We start from the raw sequence: 19,827 nt of genomic DNA, 5'->3' as shown, positions 1-19,827 counted from the left end.
CGGCCGGACCGGTGGGCGAAGTCGGCGGGCCCGCCTTGTCGTCGTCATCCCTCTCCATCAGCCCCCACCTCCATCCCATCCCGCTTCGCACCTACGTCGAATGTGTGTTCTAGTCTACGCCCCTCGCTCGTGCTGTGCAATGGTTATTTGGAGTCCGTGTGGGGGCTGAGTTCGGCTGTATGGGTAACGGTCAGCTGGTGCTGAGGTATATGTGGTGGGCCTAATATTTTGCGAGCCGGGGCGGACGTCCCGAATTCCCACAACGGAGGCAGTCCATGTCCCAGTCCATGTCCAAGACCACCGCTTATGTCGGCGCACTCGCCGCCGCGCTGCTCGTCGCCTCGGCGGGAACCGCGGGTGCACAGAGCTCCGAGTTGATCGGGTCGGCGACCGGATCGGTGTCCGGGTCCGATTCCGGGTTGGAATCGGGGTCGCTGGGATCACTGATGGGCTCGTCCGACATGGACGGTGACTACCTGGGCTCGGTCGGTGAGATGGCTCCGGCGTCGGTGACCGGCTCGCTTCCCGGCTACGCGACCGGCGTCCTCGGTTCCACGGCCACTCTCACGTGCAACGTCGGATCCGCCGCGACCGCTGCCGCCGGGCTGGCCGGCGTGCCGCTGCCGATCCCGATCAGTGGTATCTGCTCGGTCGTCAACCCGTTGGCGAAGTCGGGAGATGCCCTCATGGGTGGCGACACCCAGGGATCGGTCGACGCGGTGATCGGGGGCGTCCCGGTCGTCGGCACCTCGGTCACGAAGCACGTGGACACCTCCTCGGTGACCGAGCAGGTCGAGGAGATCGTGGGTGACCGTCTCGGGTCCCTCGCGGAGACCTCGCTGTCACCGCAGAACTGACTCAACGAAAGTCGTATCGGCAGCCGCCGGGCCCGTTTGGCCCGGCGGCCGTCCGGCTATCTCAAAACAGTAAAACACTGTTCATTGTGGCGGGGTCTGATTAGGGTTGGTCCAGGTCAGGTGCGGTCCACACCTTGGGTCGCACAGAATGTTCCACCTGGAGGTCGACCATGTTCAGATCCACCGCGGTTGTAGGAGCCATAGCAGCGGGCCTACTCGCGCTGTCCAGCGCGCCAGCACACGCCCAGCTCTCTTCGGATGTCCCAGACGCCTACCTGGGCTCGATGGGTGAGGTTCTCCCGGGATCGGTGACCGGATCGCTGCCGGGCTACGCCACCGGGCCGGTCGGCTCCGTCGCCACCGCGGTCTGCAACGCCGGTAGCGTCGCCGGCCTCGCGGGAGTCGGCGTGCCGGGAAGCGTCCAGCCCGTCTGTATGGTCGGGCCGGCGATCGGCGAGTCGATCGACCACTTCATGAACGGTGACCACCAGGGGTCCGTGGAGACCATGATCAGCGGAGTGCCGTACGTCGGCAGCCTCCTGGCGGAGGTGGTGCCCACCGATTCGGCGGTCGACGCCGTGGGGACCGCGGCGAACCAGGGGTCCGGCGGCACGACGGGGCAGCTCTCGTTCGACTCGATCTCCTCCCAGCTGCCCGGTAGCTAGGGGCGCCGCGGGGCGGGCTCGGTCAGAAAACGTGACGCGATCGGGTGTTCCCGAGTCGCGTCTAGCGCTGGCCCCGGCCGAAGGCGTGCGGCTCAACCGGCTGCTTCGCCCGGGGTAGAGCCGCCACGACCAGTCGGTAGGACTCGGTCACGAGTTCGGACACCTCGTCGGCTGTCAGGGACCCGCCCGGACGCAGCGAGATCCAATGCCGCTTGTTCATGTGATAACCGGGCGTGATGTCGGCGTGGGCCTCGCGCAGCGCCATGCTGTCCGACGGTAGCGCCTTGAGGGTGACGATCGGTTCACCGCGGTGGTCAACCAGGAACAGGAAGATCTTCCCGGCGACCTTGTACACCTCGTATTCGGACCCGAACGGGAACTCCAACGTGGAGGCGGGTAGCTCGCGTGCCCGCTCCGCCGCCCGACGCTGGAGTTCCTGTCCGTTCATGGCCTAGGAGGTTACGGCACCCAACCGGGCCAACGGGTTGTCGAGATGCCCCGCGAACTGGAGTGAGCCCGCCTGGTCGGTGAGGTCGACCATCTGTCGGGTGTTGCGCAGCTGCAGCCGGTTGAGGCACGAGTGCTCGAACCGTGGCGAGAAGAGCGCGTCGCGTGTGGGTTCATGCACGCGTCCGTCGTCGTCGTCGAGATCCTCCAGGCACCGCCGTGCCTCGTCCCAGAAGGCGTCGGCGGCGAGCACACCGGCGCCGTCCAGGATTCCCGCCAGGTGGCGCAGTACCCCGTCCATCACGTCGGTGTGGACCGAGAGCGCGGCGGTCTCGGCGTCCAGCACGTGCTTGATCCGGCCGATCCGCTCGGGCAGGTCCCGCTCGCGCACCACGGCCACCTCCTCGCCGATGTCCTTGAACAGCGCGCGCCTCGGCCGATGCGCGGAGTCGATCACCAGGATCACGTTCTCGCCGTGCGGCATGAACACGAGCCCGTGCGCGAGCAGGCAGCGGGCGACCGGGGCGAGGTAGGCGTCGAGCAGCGCCCGCACCCACGTGCGCGCGGGCAGGTTGGAACGCTCGATGTGTTCGACGACGAGCGGCCGCCCATGGAGGTCCACGTGCAGGAGCGAGGCCAGTGTGAACGCACGCTCGCCCCGGGCCAGCCGAGGGATCGGACTCTCACGCCAGAGGGCGGCGATCATCTTGGTGTGGGGCCCCTCGTCGGAGACGCCGGCCGCGGCGGCCCGGTGGTAGGCGTCGCCGGTGTAGCCGACGGCCGCGACCTCGCGCAGGAGCCCGAGTCCGAGCCGTCGCAGCACGGGGTCGGAGTCGACGATGTCGGCCACCCAGTCGTTGACCGCCGGGGTGTCGCGCATGTACTTCGGCGACAGCCCGCGCGTGAAGCCCATGTTCTGCACCGCCAGCGCGGTCTTGACGTAGCCGCGCCGCGGGTCGGTGACGTCGAAGAATGTGCGCACGGACTGCTGGGGCCGATACTCGTGTTTGGACTCGCCCAGGTGGACGAGGTCACGCCGGGCCAGTTCCGGCGCGAACGCCACGGCGATCTTGTGCTCCCACTGCCACGGGTGGACCGGCAGGAGCCGGTAGTGGCCGGGGTCCAGGCCCAGCGCCCGGAGGTGTCCGTGGCAGCGATCCAGGGTGTCGTCGCCGAACTCGCGCCGGTAGTGGGTGTCCTCGTCGAGGCCGTCGACGGTCGCCAGGTGGCTCAGGTCGCGGCGCGCGGCCAGCCACACCAGGCGCGTCGGGGCGGGGGACTCCGGGGTCAGGCGGTGCCGGTCGCCGAGCCCGAGCCCGATCCGCGCGTTGTTGGCCACGAACCCCGGGTGTCCCTCGGTCATCGCCGCCTCGACCTCCTGAAGCCAGGCCTCGGCGAGCTCCTGGGCGGGCCGGTCGCGGTGGTGCAGGCAGAACGCGGCCGAGCCGAGGGTGGCGGCGATCTCCTCGAGGTAGGTGCCCATCAGATCGGCGGGGATCCCCAGCGACGGCGCGAGCGCGATCACCAGCGCCTGCGCATCCGGTTCGGCAACGGCGCCGTCTCCGATCCCGGAATCAGCTCCGGGTCCCAGATCTGCAGCGCCGCCACCGTCGACTTCGCGGCGCAGTGATCCGGCGTCGATCACCCAGTGTTCCAGCGGCAACAGCCGGGCGAGAAAGGTCCAGCGCTCGTCACCGGCGCGGACCTCGTACCGGCAGGTTCCGGCGGCAGCCTCGGCGATGGGCGTGGGCGAGAGGAGCCGTTCGTGGGAGAACTCGGCGAGGATCTTCGCGCACAGGTGGCGGTGGGCGCGCCGCATCGCGTGGCCCGTCAGGTGGGTGTGTGACGGCGCGTGTGAGTACGACGACGACAACGTCGCCCCCGGCACCAACGGCCACGTCCCGCGCCCGATCTCGGACCGCGCGAAATCGTCGTCTCTACAAACGGAGAGTAGGGCGGTCTTGTCGGGCAGTGGCACCGGTCCTTCCTCCTGGAAGCCGGCCCGGGCGTTGAGCCGGTGCACTGCGGTGTTCCGGAGGTCTGGCTCGACCACCAGCCGGCGGACGGGCGGCCCGACCGGGATCGCGGGATCGGGCGCGGCGGCATGATCCGGCGCACCGGCATGCTCGGAAGCGGGGGCCTCCGCGAACGCGGTGCCGCAGATCGCCCCCATGACGGCGGCCGTGGTGCCGGGCACCGGGGTGCGGGTAGGCGCGACCAGCAGGTGCATCCCGAGGTCGCCCGGCTGGTGCGGATAGTGGCCCGCGAGCTCGAGGATCGCCGGGTCGTAGAAGACGGCCAGGCCCACACGCAGGCCGTCGATCCGGACCACGTGTACCCGACAGTGGGGCGAGGCGGTCCAGTCCGCGAAGAACTCCTCGACCTGCTCGGGCGTCGTACCGCGCATCCCCCAGTACTCGGACTCGGGGTGGTTCAGCCAGGCGTGCAGGGTGCGTACCGTGCCGTCGGGGCGGGTGAGGTCCAGGGGTTCGAGTGTGACGATGCCCGCAGGCGTGCGGTGCGCGCTGACCGGGTTGCCGCCCGCGGGGCGGTGCGTGGCGCGAAGCGGGGCGGCGTCGGTCTGGTCGGTGATGCTCATCGGACCTCCTGGGGTCGGGTCGCCGGAACGAAGGACGGGGCGCGCTGCCGGCCGGGTTCCGCAGCGGGTGCGCCGAACTGCTGGAACGCGATGCTGGTTTCGATCGGGTACACCTCGTGGCCGCAGATGGTGCGCAGGATGATGCTGTTGCGCATGGCGCCCATGCCCAGATCCGGTGCTGTCAGCCCGTGGGTGTGCTCCTCCGCGTTCTGGACGTGGATAAAGGAGTGCGCGCGGTCGATGGTGTGATCCCGGGCCACGCGGTAGCGGCCGGGGCCGGCGTCTGCTGAGGGCTCGCGGTCGATGTCGGAGGCGATACCTTCTAGAAATCGCGGCGGCGTGGGGGAGTAACCCGTGGCCAGCACGAGCCCGGCGGTGTGGTGTGACCACTGTCGACCTGTGTCGTTGCAGTGCAGGTCGAGCCGGATCGATCGGTCCACCCCGGCTCCGTCGAGCGTGGTGGCGGCCGCCAGGAGGCCGGGCTCCAGTCCGTGGACGGACCGCTGGTAGAGCAGGTCGTGGATTCGATTGATCAGATCGGAGTCGATGCCCTTGTAGAGCGAGCGCTGCTCGCGCAGCATGCGGTCCCGCCGGTCGACGGGCAGGGCGTGGAAGTGGTCGATGTACTCCGGAGAGGTCATCTCGAGGGTGAGCTTGGTGTACTCCATCGGGAAGAACCTCGGGGAGCGGGTCACCCAGTCCACGCGTGGACCTGCTGCGTCGGAGTGCGGACCACCGCCGGACGCGGACAACAGATCGTGGTAGACCTCCGCTGCGGACTGGCCGCTGCCCACCACGGTCACCGACTCCAGCGCCAGCAGTTCATCGCGCCGGTGGAGGTAGTCGGAGGCGTGCAGTGCCACCGCCCCACCGGTGTCCAGCGGGGTCGGGTCGATCGGGGTCCACGGGGTGGTGCCGATTCCCAGCACCAGATGCCGGGTCCGATAGACCTCGGTGCCCTCGGAGGTGATGGCCGTGACCCGGTAGACGGGCGCCGGGTCGACGCGGTTGTCGTCGTCATAACCGTCGTCATCATTGTTCTCGCCCGGTGCAGTGGGCTCATCCTCGCGGCGGACGTCGACCACCTCCCGCCCCCAGCGCAGGCCACCCACACGCTCGGCGGCCCAGCGGCAGTAGGCGTCGTACTCGGCGCGCAGCGGCTGGAAGTCTTCACGGATGTAGAAGGGGTACAGTCGGCCGGCCTGCTTGAGGTAGGCCAGGAACGAGTACGGCGATGTCGGGTCGGCCAGGGTGACCAGGTCGGCGAGAAACGGCACCTGGATGGTCGCGTCGTCGAACATGAGCCCGTGGTGCCAGGCGAAACCGTCGCGGGCGTCGAGGAATACGGCGTCCAGGCCCAGTGGTTCCGCGAGGCAGGCCAGGCCGAGGTTGAACGGGCCGACGCCGATTCCCAAAAGGTCGTGGATCTTCTCGCTCACGTGAGCACCTCCGCGGCCGGGGCCGGGCGCAGTCCGTCGGCGATGCGGCGGGCGGCGGCGCGGACATCGGCGAGGACGATCTCGACATCGACGTCGGTCAGATTCGGGTCCAGCACGGTGAGCTTGAGGCAGGGGCGGCCGTCGACCACCGTCGCCGCGACGAGCGAGTGACCCTCGGCGAAGAGGATGTCGCGCACCGGGCGGACCAGGGAGTCGAGGGGGCCGTCGGGTCGCGGGCACGGCCGGAACAGCACGGTCGACAGGTCCGGCCGGCGCACCAGTTCCAGCTCGGGATCCTCCTCGATGATCCGCGCGATTCTGCGGGCCGAATCGATCGATGCGTCGAGTAGGCGTCCGATGCCGTCGGCGCCCAGTACCCGCAGCGTCATCCAGAGCTTGAGGGCGTCGAAGCGGCGGGTGGTCTGCAGCGATTTGTCGACGGCGGCGAGATCTCCGCTGCCCGAGGCGTGGTGGTCGCCGTCAGCCGGGTTGAGATAGTCGGCGCTCACGGTGGAGTGGCGGAAGCCGGCACCGTCGCGCAGGAGGAGAGCGGAGGCGGCGACGGGGAGGAAGAAGGTCTTGTGGAAGTCGACCGTCACCGAGTCGGCGGCGCCGATCCCGTCCAGGAGTGCACGGTGTGCGGGGGAGACGAGTAGCCCGCCGCCGTAGGCCGCGTCCACGTGCAGCCACACGTCGTGTCGGTCGCAGACCTCGCCGATCGCACGGAGCGGATCGATCGCGCCGTGGTCGGTGGTGCCGGCCAGGGCCACGACGGCCGCGACCTCGTGACCGGCGTCGGCGAGTGAGGCCAGAGTGCGGTCGAGGGTCGCCGGATCCATGCGGTCGCCGTCGCCGGGCAGGGCGATCACCGCGTCGGGTGCCAGTCCGAGTAGTCGGGCGGCCTTGACCACGCTGAGGTGGGCGTGCTCGCCGGTGACGATGCGCAGGTGGGCGAGCCTCGAGCAGCGGTCGCCCGAGCGTCCGAGCCGGTTCTCGCGGGCGGTGAACAACGCCTGCAGATTGGAGGCGGTGCCGCCGGTGGTGAACACCCCGTCCGGCGAGGTCGTCCCCGCCGGGGATTCGAATCCGATGAGGTCGGCGACCCAGTCGATGAGCTTCTGTTCGATGAGACAGGCCGATGTCCCCTGGTCCCAAGTCTCGACCGCGGTGTTGACCGAGGTGGCGAGAGCCTCCGCGGCGATGGCCGGAATGGTGATGGGGCAGTTGAGGTGGGCCAGGTAGCGCGGATGGTGATATCCCACCGCGTGGTCGAGATAGAGCTCGCGCACCTCCTCGAAGGCCTTGTCGAGAGTGCCGAGCGGTACCGAGAGGTCGACGGCGGCGGTGCGTGCGGCCAGGTGCGACGGCGACGCCGCGGACCGGGGAGTCGCCCGGTCATCGAGATATCGACCCACTTCAGCGGTTGCCGCGGCCAGGGCGGCGGCATGCTCCTCGCGGCTGTGGCGGCTCAACAATGGATCGTTCACAGGCTCTCCGACCTACTCGGGGACTTGGATACCGGCGAACGGTAGGGAGGTTAGGCTTGCCTAAGCAAGGGTAGGGTGGGATGAATCACATTGTTGGGGAGGTGAAGTGGGAATGCGCATTAAGGCGCTTGCGTCGGGCGCCGTCTGGCCTCTACTGTTTCGCACACCAAGGTTAGCCAAGCCTAAGCGGACTGGCTGCGACACTCAGGGACGGAGAACCCATGACCACACCCGCCGCACGATCCCGGCTCGACGTCGCCCCATCCGGCGCCGCGCGCCCCGGCGGGCGGGTCATCCTGCTCGTTCTCGGTGTGATGGTCGCCCTCATCGCGCTGGTGGCTGGCTGCTCGACCGGTGCGGTCGACGGTGGCGGTGACCAGGCGGTGACGGGAGATGTCGAGCGCCAGGGGAGCTTCCCACGGACCGTCACCCACGCCTACGGCGAGACCGAGATCCCGGAGGCGCCGACCCGCGTCGCCACCGTCTCGTGGGTCAACGCCGACACCTCGCTCGCGCTGGGCGTCGTCCCGGTCGGGATGCCCCGCAACTCGTTCGGGGCCAACGCCGCCGGCTCGACGGACTGGTTCGACTCGAAGCTCGAGGAGATGGGCGGCACGATGCCCGAGCTGTACTCCGAGACCGACGGCATCAACACCGAGGCGATCGCCGCACTGCAGCCCGACCTCATCCTGGGCGCCTACTCCGGTATGACCGCCGAAGAGTACGAGACGCTCTCCAAGATCGCCCCCACAATCGCGATGCCCGAGGGCGATGTGGCGTTCGGCACCGCGTGGCAGGACTCCACCCGGCTCATCGGTGAGGCCCTCGGGCGGTCCGAGGCGGCCGAGGAGCTCATCACCGATGTCGAATCCCAGATCGAGCAGGTCGCGACGGATAACCCGGACATCCAGGGGACGACCTTCGTGTATGGAACCGTCGACCCCGAGGCCGCTGAGAAGATCTACGCCTTCACCGACATCGACAACCGCCCCCGATTCCTCACCGAGCTGGGGATGGTCCAGTCCCCGGTGGTCTCCGAGGCCTCCAGCGGGTCGCCCGACGAGTTCGCCGTGTCCTGGTCGCCCGAGCGCGCTGACGAGCTGGAGTCGGACACCCTCGTGACATACGCGACCTCGCCCCAGGTGCGTGAGGCGATCGAGTCCGACCCACTGCTCGGCCGGATCCCCGCCGTCGAGGCCGGTCGGATGGTCCTCCAGACCGACGAGCAGCAGGTGCTCTCGATCTCCGCGGCATCCCCGCTGAGCCTGCCGTGGGCGCTCGACAACGTTGTTCCCGACATCATCACCGCAGCACAGCAGTCCTGATCACGTGACCACCATCGACGATCCCACCACGCCGTCGGTCACCACACCGGTGACCGCGCGGCCGCCACACCACGGCCCGAGTCGGGCAGTGGTGGGCACGGTGGTGTCGGTGGCGTTGCTCGCCGTGGCGATCGCGGGGTCGCTGTTCATCGGTGCCCGCACGGTCGACCCGGTGGTGGTGTGGTCGGCCCTCACCGCCCTGCCGGGTCAGGTGCTCTCCGGCGATCTGGCCGCGGCGCTGGCTCCCGGTTCGAACGCCTCGATGGACGAGGTCGTGGTGGCCGCACGGGTGCCGCGCACGATCACCGCCATCCTCGTGGGAGCGGCGCTCGCGGTAGCCGGGGCCGGCCTCCAGGGCGCCACCCGGAACCCACTCGGTGACCCGGGGCTGCTCGGCCTCACCGCCGGCGCCGCGCTCGGAGTGGTGCTGGGGCTCGCTCTCGCGCCCGCCGCAGCGCCGTCGGCCGTCTCCCTGTTCGCCGTTGCGGGCGCCCTCGCCGCCGGACTGGTGGTGACCGGCGCGGGAAGGCTCGGGGCGGACTCGGGCACAGGTCTCGTACTGGCCGGGGCCGCGGTGACCGCCGGCTGCACGGCCGTGACCTCGTCACTGGTCATCGCCCTGCCCGCAGTTCTCGACCGCTTCCGCTTCTGGGGCCTCGGGTCGGTGGACCGCTCCGGGATCCCGGAGATCGGGGCCGCCCTGCCGTTCATCCTGCTCGGCCTGGTGTTGGTCCTGGCCGGGGCCGCCACTCTCGACGCGCTCGCGCTCGGCGACGACCTCGCCCGCGGGCTCGGCGTGGGCCCGGCCGCCGGCCGGGCGGTCGTGCTGTCGGGGGTGGTGATCCTGTCCGGGGTCGCCACCGCGCTCGCCGGCCCGATCGCGTTCCTCGGACTGCTCGTCCCGCACCTGCTCCGTCGCCTGGTGGGTGTCGGCAACCGCGTGGTCCTGGGGCTGTCGGTGATCGTCGGACCCGTCGTCCTGCTCATCGCGGACACCGCCGGGCGGGTCATCGCCCCGCCCGGTGAGATCGCGGTGGGCGTGATGACCGTCGCGATCGGCGTCCCGTTCCTCATCGCCCTCCTTCGCGCCGGCCAGGGGGTGAGCACCTCGTGACCGCAGTACTCGACAAGCCGACGACGCACGCCGATACGGCTCAGATCGTCCGCGCGCTCTCCGCGCGCCGACGGCGTCACGCGTTCCGTGTCGTCGTCGGTCTGCTCGTGGTGCTCCTCGCCGTCATGGCGGTGCGGATCCTGCTCGGCCGCTACACCGTCACCATCCCCGACTTCCTGGCGATACTCGGCGGGGCGCAGATCCCCGGCGCGACATTCGTCGTCATGGAGGACAAGCTTCCGCGTGCTGTTCTCGGAGCGCTCGCCGGGTTCGCGTTCGGCGCGTCCGGAGCGCTGTTCCGCCGCGTGCTCGGCAACCCCCTGGCCAGCCCGGACATCCTCGGCATCGCGCACGGGGCCTCGGCCGGTGCGGTCGCCGGCATGGCCCTGTGGGGCCTACGCGGGATCGCGATCGTGCCCGCGGCGCTGGTCGGCTCGGGCGTGGCGCTGGCGATCGTGCTGGCCGCCTCCGCCGGCAGGCGCACCGGGATCGTCGGCCAACGGTTCCTGCTGGGCGGCGTGGCCGTCGCCGCGCTCGGCACCGCCGTGGTCACCCAGCTCATCGCCCGTCTGACACTCAGCGGCGCTCAGGAGGCCGCGGTGTGGACGGTCGGATCGCTCTCCGGTGCCTCCGGCCAGCGGATCACCTGGCTCGCCGCGACGTTGGTCCTGCTCATCCCTGCGGGGGTGTGGCTGCACTCGGCGCTCCGGCCCGCCGAGTTGGGCCCCGAACTCGCCGTGGGCCTGGGCTCACGCCCCGCGCCGACCCGCGCCGCCGCCCTCGGGGTGGGCACGATGCTCGCCGCTGCCGCTACAGCTGTAGCGGGGCCGCTCGCCTTCGTCGCACTACTGTCCACCCCCATCGCCGGTGCGCTCGGCCGCGGACGGCCCCGCCTGCTCACCGCCGCGCTGGTCGGCGCGGTGATCGTCGTGGCAGCCGACATCGTGGCCTCCGAGGCGCTGAGCACCGTCGACCTGCCCACCGGCGTGGTGACCGGCGCGCTCGGCGCCCCCGCCATGCTGTGGATCCTCCTGCGCTCGAGAAAGGTGGTCTGATGACCCTTCCCGCGAACACCGCCGACCGCGCGCCGACGTCCACGCCCGCCGCAGAGACATCCTCTCGTCCGGCATCCGCGGCCGGGCCGGAGGCACAGCCCGCTTTCCGCATGCGGGGTCTGACGCTCGGATACGGCGCAGACCCGGTGATCCGCGATCTCGACCTCGATATCCCCGCAGGCCGGACCACCGTCCTCATCGGCGCCAACGGCTGCGGCAAGTCCACCATCCTGCGCGCGCTGGGCCGCCATCTGCACCCGATGTCGGGAACGATCGAGGTCGCCGGGCGGGACCTGGCCAGGATCAAGGCGCGCGAGCATGCCCGGTCGGTGGCGTTCCTGCCGCAGTCGCCGTTGGTGCCGGAGGGGCTCACGGTCGCCGAGTTGGTCGCCCGGGGGCGGCATCCTCACCGCCGGTGGTGGGGAGGTGGTGACGACGACGAGGGGGTCGTCGCCGAAGCGCTGACGCTGACCGACACGGCCGGACTGGCGCATCGCCGGGTCGATGAGCTGTCCGGCGGGCAGCGGCAGCGCGTCTGGGTGGCGCTCGTGCTGGCCCAGTCGACGCCCACCCTGTTGCTGGACGAGCCGTGCTCGTTCCTGGATCTCGCGCACCAGCTCGACGTGTTGGACCTGGTCCACGATCTGCCGATGCCCGGCGGGTCGCGCGAGCCCGGTGCCGGACGGCGAACCGTGGTGGCCGTCCTGCACGAGCTCAGTCTCGCCGCGCGCGTCGCGGATCATCTCGTGGCGGTCGCCGAGGGCGGCGTGGTGGCCGCCGGGCCGCCCGACGAGGTGATCACGCGCGAGACCCTGCGCAGGGTGTTCGACCTCGACGCAGACATCATCACCGACCCGGTGACGGGACATCCCGTGGTGCTGCCACGGAGCCGACGGAAGGGGACAGCATGACCGCTATGGCTGTAGAGGCGCCGATCGTGTGCTCGGAGACCCGGGTGATCGACGTGCGACGTATGGGTCAGTCGTACATCCGGCTCGTCGTGGCCGGTCCCGACCTGCTGAGGTGGTCCGCCGATGTGGTGGACCCGGGAACCGTGGCCGACGCGTACGTCAAGCTCTTCATCCCGCCGCCGGGCGGGCCCGGGGTCGTTCCAAATCCGGAGGACATCCGGGCCTGGCTCGCCCTGCCGGAGGCAGAGCGGGGCTGGATGCGTACGTACACGGTGCGGCGGGCCGACACGGTGGACCTCGACGGCGAGCAGGTGCCCGCCCTGACCATCGATATGGTTGTCCACCCCGGTGACGACGAGGGGCCCGGCTCCGGCTGGGCACGCGGCGTCGCGGTAGGGGACGAGCTGCGGATCGCCGGCCCCGGGCGGGGGCACGCGCCGTGGGCCGCCTGGGCGCCCGGACAGGCAGGACGCATCGTGTGCGCGGGGGACGAGACCGCCGCGCCCGCATTGCTGGCGATCGCCGACGAGCTCGCGGCAGGACCGGCCGGGACCGAGCATGCCGGCGCCTCGGCTGCGCGCCAGGTGAGCATCGTGATCGAGGTGCCCACCGAGGGTGATGTGGTCGCGATGGCGGACGGCGCGCCCGGGTTCGTCACTGTCCTGGCACGGTCGGGTGAGCCCGGTGAGGCAGTGCTCCGTCACCTGGCGGGCGTCCTCGACCTGAGCGCGGGGTGCGTCGAGACCGTGATGGGTGGTCACCGGCCCTCCGAGCGTGAGTGGCAGCCGGCCACGGCCGTGTCGGAGGGCGACCCGTATGTGTTCCTCGCCGGCGAGGCCGGGCTGGTCAAGGCGATGCGCAGGCTCGCCGTGGACGCGGCCGGGATCGCAAAGGGCTCCGTGGCTTTCATGGGCTACTGGCGGCGCGGTGCCGCCGAGTCCTAGGGGGCCCGGCCAGTGGTGGGAGTAGTGGCGCGAGTAGTGGCGTAGACCACTCCACGGTGCTACGGTCACGTGACCGTCTGGACAAAACCTAGGGTGGTGTCAACCATGACGAGTCAGTACCTTCGCCCGGACGAAGGCCTCTTCCCCGCCGATTCGGTGGCGCGCCGGGTGTGGGCGTACCCGACCTCCGCTTTGCTCGGCTTCATCCGCGCGGTCACCATCGAGCACCTCGATCCCGATCTCACCGCGGCGGTCGACGCCAGTGGCCAGGTGCTCCAGCGGCCCGCACTGCGCTACGACCGGACCGTGCAGTACTTCGCCACGGTCTTGTTCGGGGACGCCGCGTCGGTGATCAAGTCCTCGGACGTCCTCATGAAGGTCCACGCCCGCGCCCACGGCCCGAACCCCGTGACCGGCGGGACATTCGACTCCAACGACCCGGACTCCCAGCTGTGGATCCACATGACGGCCTGGCACTCGATCCTCTACGTCTACGAGAAGTACGGCCCCGGCAGGCTCTCCCGCGCCGAGGAGACCGAGTACTGGCGAGAGTGCGCGATCGCCGCTGCCGTGCAGCCCATCCGCCTCGACGACGTCCCGACGTCCCGGGGCGAGGTCCAGAAGTACTTCGACGACTGGCGCGACCGGCTCGCCTCGTCGGAGATCGCGGTGCACAACATCGACTTCATCCTCGATGGCATGCGGACCATCTTCGCCGCGCTGCCGGCACCGATGCGGGCGGTGCTGGGACCGGTGATCCGCTCCGGCGTGATCGCCACGTACCCGCGGTGGATGCGGCCGCTCATGGGCGTGCGGCAGTCGAGGCTCGCCGACACCGCCGTGACCGCTGTGATCCGGCCCGGGATGGCCGCCCTCGCCCGCAGTCCACGGGTACAGATGTGGTTCCTCGAACGGGTCGCCCCGCGCGGGGGTCCGGTGCTCACGGGCCATATCCGTGGGCTGCCGGCCGAGTCCTCGAGCGTCTACTCGCCTTCGGAGGCACGCAAGAAGTTCGGCGATCCGCGCACGCCGCTCGAGCAGTATGCGGACCAGCTCGCGGCTCGCGGCGCTGACGAGGCTCTCGCCCCGTACGAGCACAACCACCACGATGCGCCGCTCGAGTTCGTGGCGCCGGCGGCGCGGGCGGGGTGAGCGACAGCCCGGGACGACGACGTGGCACGTAACCGCGACAGCGAGCTGCGCGGGCCGCGGTGGAGCCGGCCGGCGGTGGAGCCGGTCGGCTCAGGTCACGCGCGGAGCAGCTGACGCACCACGTAGGGCAGGATGCCGCCGTTGACGTAGTACGCCTCCTCGGCCGGGGTATCGATCCGCACGGTGGCCGAGAACTCGCGGGACTGCCCGTCCTTCTCGACGGTGACCGTGACCTCGTCCGGGACGCCGTCGGCACCTTCCAGTCCGGTGACGGAATACACCTCGTCGCCGGTGAGTCCCAGCGACTCCGCGTCCTGCCCGTCGGGGAACTGCAGCGGCAGCACTCCCATCCCGATGAGGTTGGAACGATGGATGCGCTCGTAGGAGACCGCGAGTACCGCTCTGACGCCGAGCAGGGTGGTCCCCTTGGCGGCCCAGTCACGGGAGGAACCGGAGCCGTAGTCGGCGCCCGCGATAATGACCAGGGGGACGTCCTCGTCCTGGTAGGCCATTGCGGCGTCGAAGATGCTCATCTGATCGCCGCTGGTCCAGTGCTTGGTGACGCCGCCCTCGACACCCGGGACGAGCTCGTTGCGGAGCCGGATGTTCGCGAACGTGCCGCGGATCATCACGTGGTGGTTGCCGCGGCGCGAACCGTAGGAGTTGAAGTCCTTCGGGTCGACGCCCTGGTCGATGAGATACCTCCCGGCCGGGCTGTCACGTTTGATCGCGCCGGCCGGGGAGATGTGGTCAGTGGTCACCGAATCACCCAGCTTGGCGAGCACCCGTGCGCCGGCGATGTCGCGGATCGGTGCCGGCTCGGCCTCCATCCCGTCGAAGTACGGCGGCCGCTGGATATAGGTGGACGTGTCGTCCCAGTCGTAGACGTCCCCCTCATGGATGTGCATGCCGCGCCAGTTGTCGTCACCGGCGTAGACATCCGAGTAGCCCTCGGTGAACATCGCCGCCTCGACGTTGGCCTCGACAGCCTCCTTGATCTCCGCGCTGCTGGGCCAGATGTCGCGGAGGTACACCTCCTCGCCGTCGTTGTTCCTGCCGAGCGGCTCGGTGAGGAGGTCGGTGTGCAGACTGCCAGCCAGTGCGTAGGCGATCACCAGCGGCGGGGAGGCGAGGAAGTTCATCTTGACCTCGGGGTGTATCCGACCCTCGAAGTTGCGGTTTCCCGACAGTACCGACGAGACGTTGAGGTCTTTGTCGTTGACGGCGGCGCTGACCTCGGGGATGAGCGGTCCGGAGTTTCCGATGCACGTGGTGCAGCCGTAGCCGACCAGGTGGAACCCGAGCTCCTCGAGATACGGCGTGAGCCCGGAGCGCTCGAAGTAGTCGGTGACGACGCGTGAGCCCGGCGCGAGGGTGGTCTTGACCCACGGCCGGGTCCGCAGTCCGCGCTCGACGGCTTTCTTCGCCAGCAGGGCCGCACCGAGCATGACCGACGGGTTGGACGTGTTCGTGCACGAGGTGATCGCGGCGATCACCACGTCTCCGTGGTCGACGATCGCCTCGGTGCCGTCGATGACCACCTCGGTCGGGTCGCTCGGCCAACCGAGCTTCTCGTTCGCGGTGAGCTGCTCCTCGGACAGGTGCCGGGGAGGCGCGTCTCTTCCGGGCTTGGCGCCCGGGGAGACCGGATCGGAGGCAGGGAAGGAGTCGGCCGACGTGTCGTCGACGCCGCCTTCGTCGTAGTCGGACTTCTCGTACTCGCCCGCGAGCAGTCCGAGGACAGTCCGGGGGGCGTCGCCGAGGGGGATGCGGTCCTCGGGGCGTCGAGGACCGGAGATGGACGGCTCGACGGTCGCCAGGTCCAGGTCCACCACGCGCGTGAAATCGGGTACGTGGTCGGGGTCGTGCCACAGGCCCTGCTCGCGTGCGTAGGCTTCGACCAGCTCGATCTGGTGGTCCTCACGGCCGGTCAGGCGCAGGTAGTCGAGCGTCTCGGCGTCGACGGGGAACATCGTGGCCGTGGAGCCGTACTCCGGACTCATGTTGCCGATGGTGGCTCGCGTGGCGAGCGGGACATTGGCGACACCGGGCCCGAAGAACTCGACGAACTTGCCGACCACACCGAGACCGCGCAGAAGCTCGGCGACCGTGAGTACGAGATCGGTCGCGGTGGTGCCCTCCTGCAGCTCGCCGCTGAGCCGGATACCGACGACCTGGGGGATCAGCATGCTCATGGGCTGTCCGAGCATGGCCGCCTCGGCCTCGATGCCGCCGACACCCCAGCCCAGCACTCCCAAGCCGTTGACCATCGGGGTGTGTGAGTCGGTGCCCACGAGGGTGTCCGGATACGCTTGCCGCTTCCCGGCTCCCTCTCGGGTGAAGACGACGCGGGACAGGTACTCGAGGTTGACCTGGTGACAGATGCCGGTGTCGGGCGGAACCACGAGGAAGTCGTCGAAGGACTGCTGCCCCCAGCGCAGTAGCTGGTACCGCTCCTGGTTGCGCTCGAATTCGAGTTGGGCGTTGATGCCGAAAGAGTCGGGCCTGGCGAACGAATCGGCGATCACGGAGTGGTCGATGACCAGCTCGGCCGGGATCTGCGGATTGATCGTGGACGGCTCCCCGCCGAGTTCGGTCATCGCGTCGCGCATGGCGACCAGGTCGACCACGCAGGGCACGCCGGTGAAGTCCTGCATGAGCACACGTGCCGGTGTGAACTGGACCTCGGGATTGCGCTCGGATTCCGGCTGCCAGTCGCGGAGCGCCTCGATCTGCGCGGCGGTCACCAGGCGTCCGTCTTCGTTGCGCACGAGGTTCTCGAGCATGACCTTCAGTGAATACGGGAGTCGCCCGGAACCCTCGATCCGGTCGAGCCGGTGGATCTCGTAGGAGGTCCCACCGACCGAGAGTTCGCCTCGGGCCCCGAAGCTGTCGGGCCCTGCTTCCGCCTTGTTCAGTGACATCGCACGTCCACCTTCCATGCGTCCGGCGACAGCCGGGGCGGCCGGGGTCTCCGAGCCGCCGGTCGCCTTTCTAGTGAGTTCAGTCACATCCCACGGTAGGCCTGCCTCGTGTGAAAGGACACCGGTCAGGCTCGGCGGCCGAGGAGGTTCAGTCGTCGACGCCGCGCGCGGCCAGCGCATCGCCCAGCTGATCCGCGGTGGTGAGCGCGCCGAGAACGGTGGGAACGACGAGCGCACGGATCGACATCCCCAGGCCGCGGGCCTTCCGGGCCTCGGTGACCTGGCGTAGCTGCCGAGCCAGTAGCGGGATCGCGCGGATCGTCAGGACGAGTACGAGGGCGACCCGGTCCGGGGAGGCGCCGACGTGGCGAAGCGGCCCGGCTGCGCGGGTGACGGCATCGAGCATGTCCGAGACGCGGGTCGTCAGCGCCACGAGCCCCGCAACCGCGACCGCGACCAGCAGTGCCCCGGTCACGCGAAGGGCGGTATCGAGATCGGCGACGATCCACTGCAGAGCGAGGATCGCGATGAGCATCGGCAGCACGGGGCGAACCTGGTCCCATGCGGCGCGCGGCGGGATCCGACCGATCGCGTACAACGCCACCGTCATGGCCAGGGCGGGGAGGACATGCCAGGGCTCGCGGACCATGACCGAGACCGCCACGATCAGGAGGCACACCAGCAGGATCTTCCATCCCGCCGGAAGCCGGTGCAGAAGCGAGTTCCCCGGCTGGTAGGTGGCGAACATCTAGCGCTCCAGCGCGATGCGGCGATACCCGGCCAGCGCCGGGCCGGGGAAATCGTCGATCACCACGCGCCCGCCGTCGACCACAAGAACGCGGTCGAAGTCGGCGACCAGGTCCAGGTCGTGCGTGACCACGACCAGCTGCTGGGGCAGGGCGGCGAACGTTTCCGCGACCAGCGCCCGGTTGCGTAGGTCGAGCAGCGTGGTGGGCTCGTCCGCAACGACCAGCGCGGGCTCCATGACCAGGACCGCGGCCAGGGCGAGCAGCTGTTTCTGGCCGCCGGAGAGCAGATGGCAGGGATGGTCGGCGTGCCCGGCCAGGCCGTAGGTGTCGAGTACCCGGTCGACGCGTCGTCGTCGCTCCTCCTTCGACAATCCCGAACGGCGGAGGGAGAAATCCACGTCCTCCGCCACCGTGGGCATGACGATCTGGGTGTCCGGATCCGTGAAGCAGAAGCCCACCTTGCGACGGACCTTCGCGCCTTTGCGGCGGGTGTCGAGTCCATCGACGGTGACGGTGCCGGAGGTGGGGACGACGAGTCCGTTGATCATCCGCGCCAGGGTGGACTTGCCGCCGCCGTTGACGCCGACGATCCCGATTCGGCGCTCGGTCAGGCTCAGGTCGACGCCGGACAGGACCGTGCGGTCGCCGTAGTCGTGGCCGACGTCGCTGAACCGGATCTCGACCCCGGTGTCCGTCGGTTCCGCCTGATTCGACGACGCGGGCCGCGGCGAGCTGGGATCGGTCACGCCGGGTACGTTACGCCGCCGCCGGGCGGCGTCGCCGCAGTGGCGCGATGAGACCCGGGCGCGCCTTGTGGACCTGCTGGGCCACCACCGCGGTGACGATCGCCTTGGCCAGGTCGCCGGGCAGGAACACGCCGTTCGCGGCGATGGCGGCGCCCATCGTGAGGTCGGTGCGCAGCAGCATGCCGGCCACACCGAAGGCGTAGATCACGACGATGCCGCCGAGGATGTTGATGAGCAGGCCCGGGATGAGGCGGTAGCGCGGCATGAGCCAGGCGGTCAGCAGACCGATCACGATGACCGCGGGGATCCAGCCGATGAGGAAGCCAGCGGTCGGGCTGGCAAGGGACGTCAGCGTCGTGCGGCCGCCGGCGAGCACCGGCAGTGCCAGGCCGATCACCATCACGGCGAGAACCGAGAGCACTCCCTTCCGCCAGCCGAGCAATGAGCCGGCCAGCATCACGCCGAGCGTCTGGAGGGTGATGGGTACGCCTGCCGAGCCGATGCTGATCTGGCCGGGGAGGCCGAGGACGACGATGAGGGCGGCGAACACCGCGATCTGCGCGAGATCGCGGGTGGCGCTGCGGGCGGGAGCCCTGTCGATCGACATGCTCATGACACTCCTTGGACGCGTGGCGGCCGCGGCGCGACCTGAACAGTGTTCATTGTGTCAGGATGCGGTGGTGCAGCGCACATCCGGGGTGGATCCGTCGGGCTGACGCATCGCCGCGCCCCGGCCGCGATCAGTGTGCCGGGGAAGCGCGCACGTGGGCCCGTTCGCCCTGCTTGCCGATGAGGCTGAGAAACTCCACGGGGCCCGCGCTGGTGGCGCCGAACCAGTGCGGGGTGCGGGTGTCGAACTCGGCGGCTTCGCCGGGCTTGAGGATCAGATCGTGCTCACCCAGGACCAGCCGGAGGCGCCCGTCGAGGACGAACACCCAGTCGTATCCGTCATGCACATGCATATGCGGCTCGTCGTCGTCCCTTCCCCGCGGTAGTACGAACTTGTAGGCCTGGATCCCGCCGGGCCGCCGGCTGAGGGGGATCACGGTCGCGCCGTAGTCGGTCGCGATGGGGCGCATGTTCACGCGTGGGTCGCCGGTGGGCGGGGCGTCGACGAGCTCGTCCAGGGTGACGCCGTGCGCGCGGGCCAGCGGGAGGAGGAGTTCGAGGGTGGGCCTGCGTCCGCCGGATTCGAGCCGGGACAGCGTGCTGCTGGAGATTCCGGTCCGTTCGGTGAGGTCGGAGAGGGTGAGGTTCCGGCGCTGTCTCAACTGCTTGAGGCGCGGTCCCACCGCGTCGAGGGTCCGGATGTCCGGGTCGCCCGTGGCGGGGCCTGACCTGTCGTCAATGGCGCTCATGCTGACAGTTTGCCACTCCGGCAAGGGATCTTGCACATTCTGGCTACGCGGGCCA

General features: G+C 70.0%; 17 protein-coding genes. 8 read left to right on the top strand and 9 right to left on the bottom strand.

The window, feature by feature from the left end; genetic code table 11:
* Positions 1 to 275: 275 nt before the first annotated feature.
* Both ACWIE7_RS11260 and ACWIE7_RS11255 read left to right on the top strand, forming a co-directional pair.
* Positions 276 to 857, top strand: coding sequence for a hypothetical protein (locus ACWIE7_RS11260; protein ID WP_454057053.1), 582 nt, complete (start codon positions 276 to 278; stop codon positions 855 to 857).
* 170 nt (positions 858 to 1,027) lie between these two features.
* Positions 1,028 to 1,522 (top strand): hypothetical protein, encoded by a 495-nt coding sequence (locus tag ACWIE7_RS11255; RefSeq protein ID WP_454069286.1) that lies wholly within the window; start codon positions 1,028 to 1,030, stop codon positions 1,520 to 1,522.
* A gap of 61 nt (positions 1,523 to 1,583) precedes the next feature.
* On the opposite strand, the gene ACWIE7_RS11250 is transcribed toward ACWIE7_RS11255, so the two are convergent.
* Genes ACWIE7_RS11250 through ACWIE7_RS11235 form a run of 4 tightly spaced genes read right to left on the bottom strand, consistent with a single transcriptional unit; the run spans position 1,584 to position 7,479 of the window.
* Positions 1,584 to 1,970 carry an MmcQ/YjbR family DNA-binding protein gene (locus ACWIE7_RS11250; protein WP_452100199.1) on the bottom strand — a complete coding sequence of 129 codons (387 nt, stop codon included), beginning with the start codon at positions 1,968 to 1,970 and terminating at the stop codon, positions 1,584 to 1,586.
* Positions 1,971 to 1,973: 3 nt separating this feature from the next.
* A complete protein-coding gene (locus ACWIE7_RS11245; protein ID WP_454069285.1) occupies positions 1,974 to 4,568 on the bottom strand; it encodes a GNAT family N-acetyltransferase in 2,595 nt (864 codons plus the stop codon).
* The gene (locus tag ACWIE7_RS11240) at positions 4,565 to 6,007 is read right to left on the bottom strand and encodes a lysine N(6)-hydroxylase/L-ornithine N(5)-oxygenase family protein (protein WP_454057051.1); all 1,443 of its coding nucleotides are present in this window, start codon (positions 6,005 to 6,007) and stop codon (positions 4,565 to 4,567) included. The genes ACWIE7_RS11245 and ACWIE7_RS11240 overlap by 4 nt, the downstream gene beginning before the upstream one ends.
* Positions 6,004 to 7,479: a pyridoxal phosphate-dependent decarboxylase family protein gene (locus ACWIE7_RS11235; protein WP_454069284.1), complete on the bottom strand. Its 1,476-nt coding sequence runs from the start codon at positions 7,477 to 7,479 to the stop codon at positions 6,004 to 6,006. Before ACWIE7_RS11235 ends, ACWIE7_RS11240 begins: the two co-directional genes overlap by 4 nt.
* Before the next feature lie 236 nt (positions 7,480 to 7,715).
* On the opposite strand from ACWIE7_RS11235, the gene ACWIE7_RS11230 reads away from it, so the two are divergent.
* From ACWIE7_RS11230 to ACWIE7_RS11205, 6 genes are all read left to right on the top strand, one after another.
* Complete coding sequence (locus tag ACWIE7_RS11230; protein WP_454069283.1) at positions 7,716 to 8,819, top strand: iron-siderophore ABC transporter substrate-binding protein; 1,104 nt, start codon at positions 7,716 to 7,718, stop codon at positions 8,817 to 8,819.
* A gap of 4 nt (positions 8,820 to 8,823) precedes the next feature.
* Positions 8,824 to 9,933 carry a FecCD family ABC transporter permease gene (locus ACWIE7_RS11225; protein WP_452100194.1) on the top strand — a complete coding sequence of 370 codons (1,110 nt, stop codon included), beginning with the start codon at positions 8,824 to 8,826 and terminating at the stop codon, positions 9,931 to 9,933.
* On the top strand, positions 9,930 to 10,988 hold the full coding sequence (locus ACWIE7_RS11220; RefSeq protein WP_454069282.1) for a FecCD family ABC transporter permease: 1,059 nt from the start codon (positions 9,930 to 9,932) through the stop codon (positions 10,986 to 10,988). Before ACWIE7_RS11225 ends, ACWIE7_RS11220 begins: the two co-directional genes overlap by 4 nt.
* Before the next feature lie 110 nt (positions 10,989 to 11,098).
* Positions 11,099 to 11,899 (top strand): ABC transporter ATP-binding protein, encoded by an 801-nt coding sequence (locus ACWIE7_RS11215; protein ID WP_452100207.1) that lies wholly within the window; start codon positions 11,099 to 11,101, stop codon positions 11,897 to 11,899.
* Positions 11,896 to 12,843 (top strand): siderophore-interacting protein, encoded by a 948-nt coding sequence (locus ACWIE7_RS11210; protein WP_454069281.1) that lies wholly within the window; start codon positions 11,896 to 11,898, stop codon positions 12,841 to 12,843. Before ACWIE7_RS11215 ends, ACWIE7_RS11210 begins: the two co-directional genes overlap by 4 nt.
* 105 nt (positions 12,844 to 12,948) lie before the next feature.
* Positions 12,949 to 13,995: an oxygenase MpaB family protein gene (locus ACWIE7_RS11205; protein ID WP_452100191.1), complete on the top strand. Its 1,047-nt coding sequence runs from the start codon at positions 12,949 to 12,951 to the stop codon at positions 13,993 to 13,995.
* A 95-nt stretch (positions 13,996 to 14,090) separates the two neighbouring features.
* On the opposite strand, the gene acnA is transcribed toward ACWIE7_RS11205, so the two are convergent.
* The 5 genes from acnA to ACWIE7_RS11180 all read right to left on the bottom strand — a co-directional run bounded on the left by acnA (position 14,091) and on the right by ACWIE7_RS11180 (position 19,772).
* A complete protein-coding gene (acnA, locus tag ACWIE7_RS11200; protein WP_454069280.1) occupies positions 14,091 to 16,919 on the bottom strand; it encodes an aconitate hydratase AcnA in 2,829 nt (942 codons plus the stop codon).
* Positions 16,920 to 17,067: 148 nt separating this feature from the next.
* On the bottom strand, positions 17,068 to 17,667 hold the full coding sequence (locus tag ACWIE7_RS11195) for an energy-coupling factor transporter transmembrane component T family protein (RefSeq protein ID WP_452100189.1): 600 nt from the start codon (positions 17,665 to 17,667) through the stop codon (positions 17,068 to 17,070).
* Entirely contained in the window at positions 17,668 to 18,345 is a 678-nt protein-coding gene (locus ACWIE7_RS11190; RefSeq protein ID WP_454069288.1) for an energy-coupling factor ABC transporter ATP-binding protein, read from the bottom strand.
* Between the two features lie 79 nt (positions 18,346 to 18,424).
* Positions 18,425 to 19,027, bottom strand: a complete 603-nt coding sequence (locus ACWIE7_RS11185; protein WP_452100188.1) for a biotin transporter BioY — start codon at positions 19,025 to 19,027, stop codon at positions 18,425 to 18,427.
* A 127-nt stretch (positions 19,028 to 19,154) separates the two neighbouring features.
* Positions 19,155 to 19,772, bottom strand: a complete 618-nt coding sequence (locus ACWIE7_RS11180) for a helix-turn-helix domain-containing protein (protein ID WP_452100187.1) — start codon at positions 19,770 to 19,772, stop codon at positions 19,155 to 19,157.
* Positions 19,773 to 19,827 lie beyond the last annotated feature (55 nt).

Source organism: Dietzia sp. NPDC055343 (genome assembly GCF_053645265.1).
Note: the sequence above shows the minus strand (reverse complement) of the source record. Positions and strands in the feature narration are given on the sequence as shown.

Bases quoted from the DNA above. Each gene is read 5' to 3' on its own strand.
- ACWIE7_RS11215 (WP_452100207.1), top strand. From the start codon at position 11,099: ATGCGGGGTCTGACGCTCGGATACGGCGCAGACCCGGTGATCCGCGAT.
- ACWIE7_RS11245 (WP_454069285.1), bottom strand. From the start codon at position 4,568: ATGAGCATCACCGACCAGACCGACGCCGCCCCGCTTCGCGCCACGCAC.
- ACWIE7_RS11185 (WP_452100188.1), bottom strand. From the start codon at position 19,027: ATGAGCATGTCGATCGACAGGGCTCCCGCCCGCAGCGCCACCCGCGAT.
- ACWIE7_RS11205 (WP_452100191.1), top strand. From the start codon at position 12,949: ATGACGAGTCAGTACCTTCGCCCGGACGAAGGCCTCTTCCCCGCCGAT.
- acnA (WP_454069280.1), bottom strand. From the start codon at position 16,919: ATGTCACTGAACAAGGCGGAAGCAGGGCCCGACAGCTTCGGGGCCCGA.
- ACWIE7_RS11180 (WP_452100187.1), bottom strand. From the start codon at position 19,772: ATGAGCGCCATTGACGACAGGTCAGGCCCCGCCACGGGCGACCCGGAC.
- ACWIE7_RS11250 (WP_452100199.1), bottom strand. From the start codon at position 1,970: ATGAACGGACAGGAACTCCAGCGTCGGGCGGCGGAGCGGGCACGCGAG.
- ACWIE7_RS11195 (WP_452100189.1), bottom strand. From the start codon at position 17,667: ATGTTCGCCACCTACCAGCCGGGGAACTCGCTTCTGCACCGGCTTCCG.
- ACWIE7_RS11255 (WP_454069286.1), top strand. From the start codon at position 1,028: ATGTTCAGATCCACCGCGGTTGTAGGAGCCATAGCAGCGGGCCTACTC.
- ACWIE7_RS11260 (WP_454057053.1), top strand. From the start codon at position 276: ATGTCCCAGTCCATGTCCAAGACCACCGCTTATGTCGGCGCACTCGCC.
- ACWIE7_RS11210 (WP_454069281.1), top strand. From the start codon at position 11,896: ATGACCGCTATGGCTGTAGAGGCGCCGATCGTGTGCTCGGAGACCCGG.
- ACWIE7_RS11230 (WP_454069283.1), top strand. From the start codon at position 7,716: ATGACCACACCCGCCGCACGATCCCGGCTCGACGTCGCCCCATCCGGC.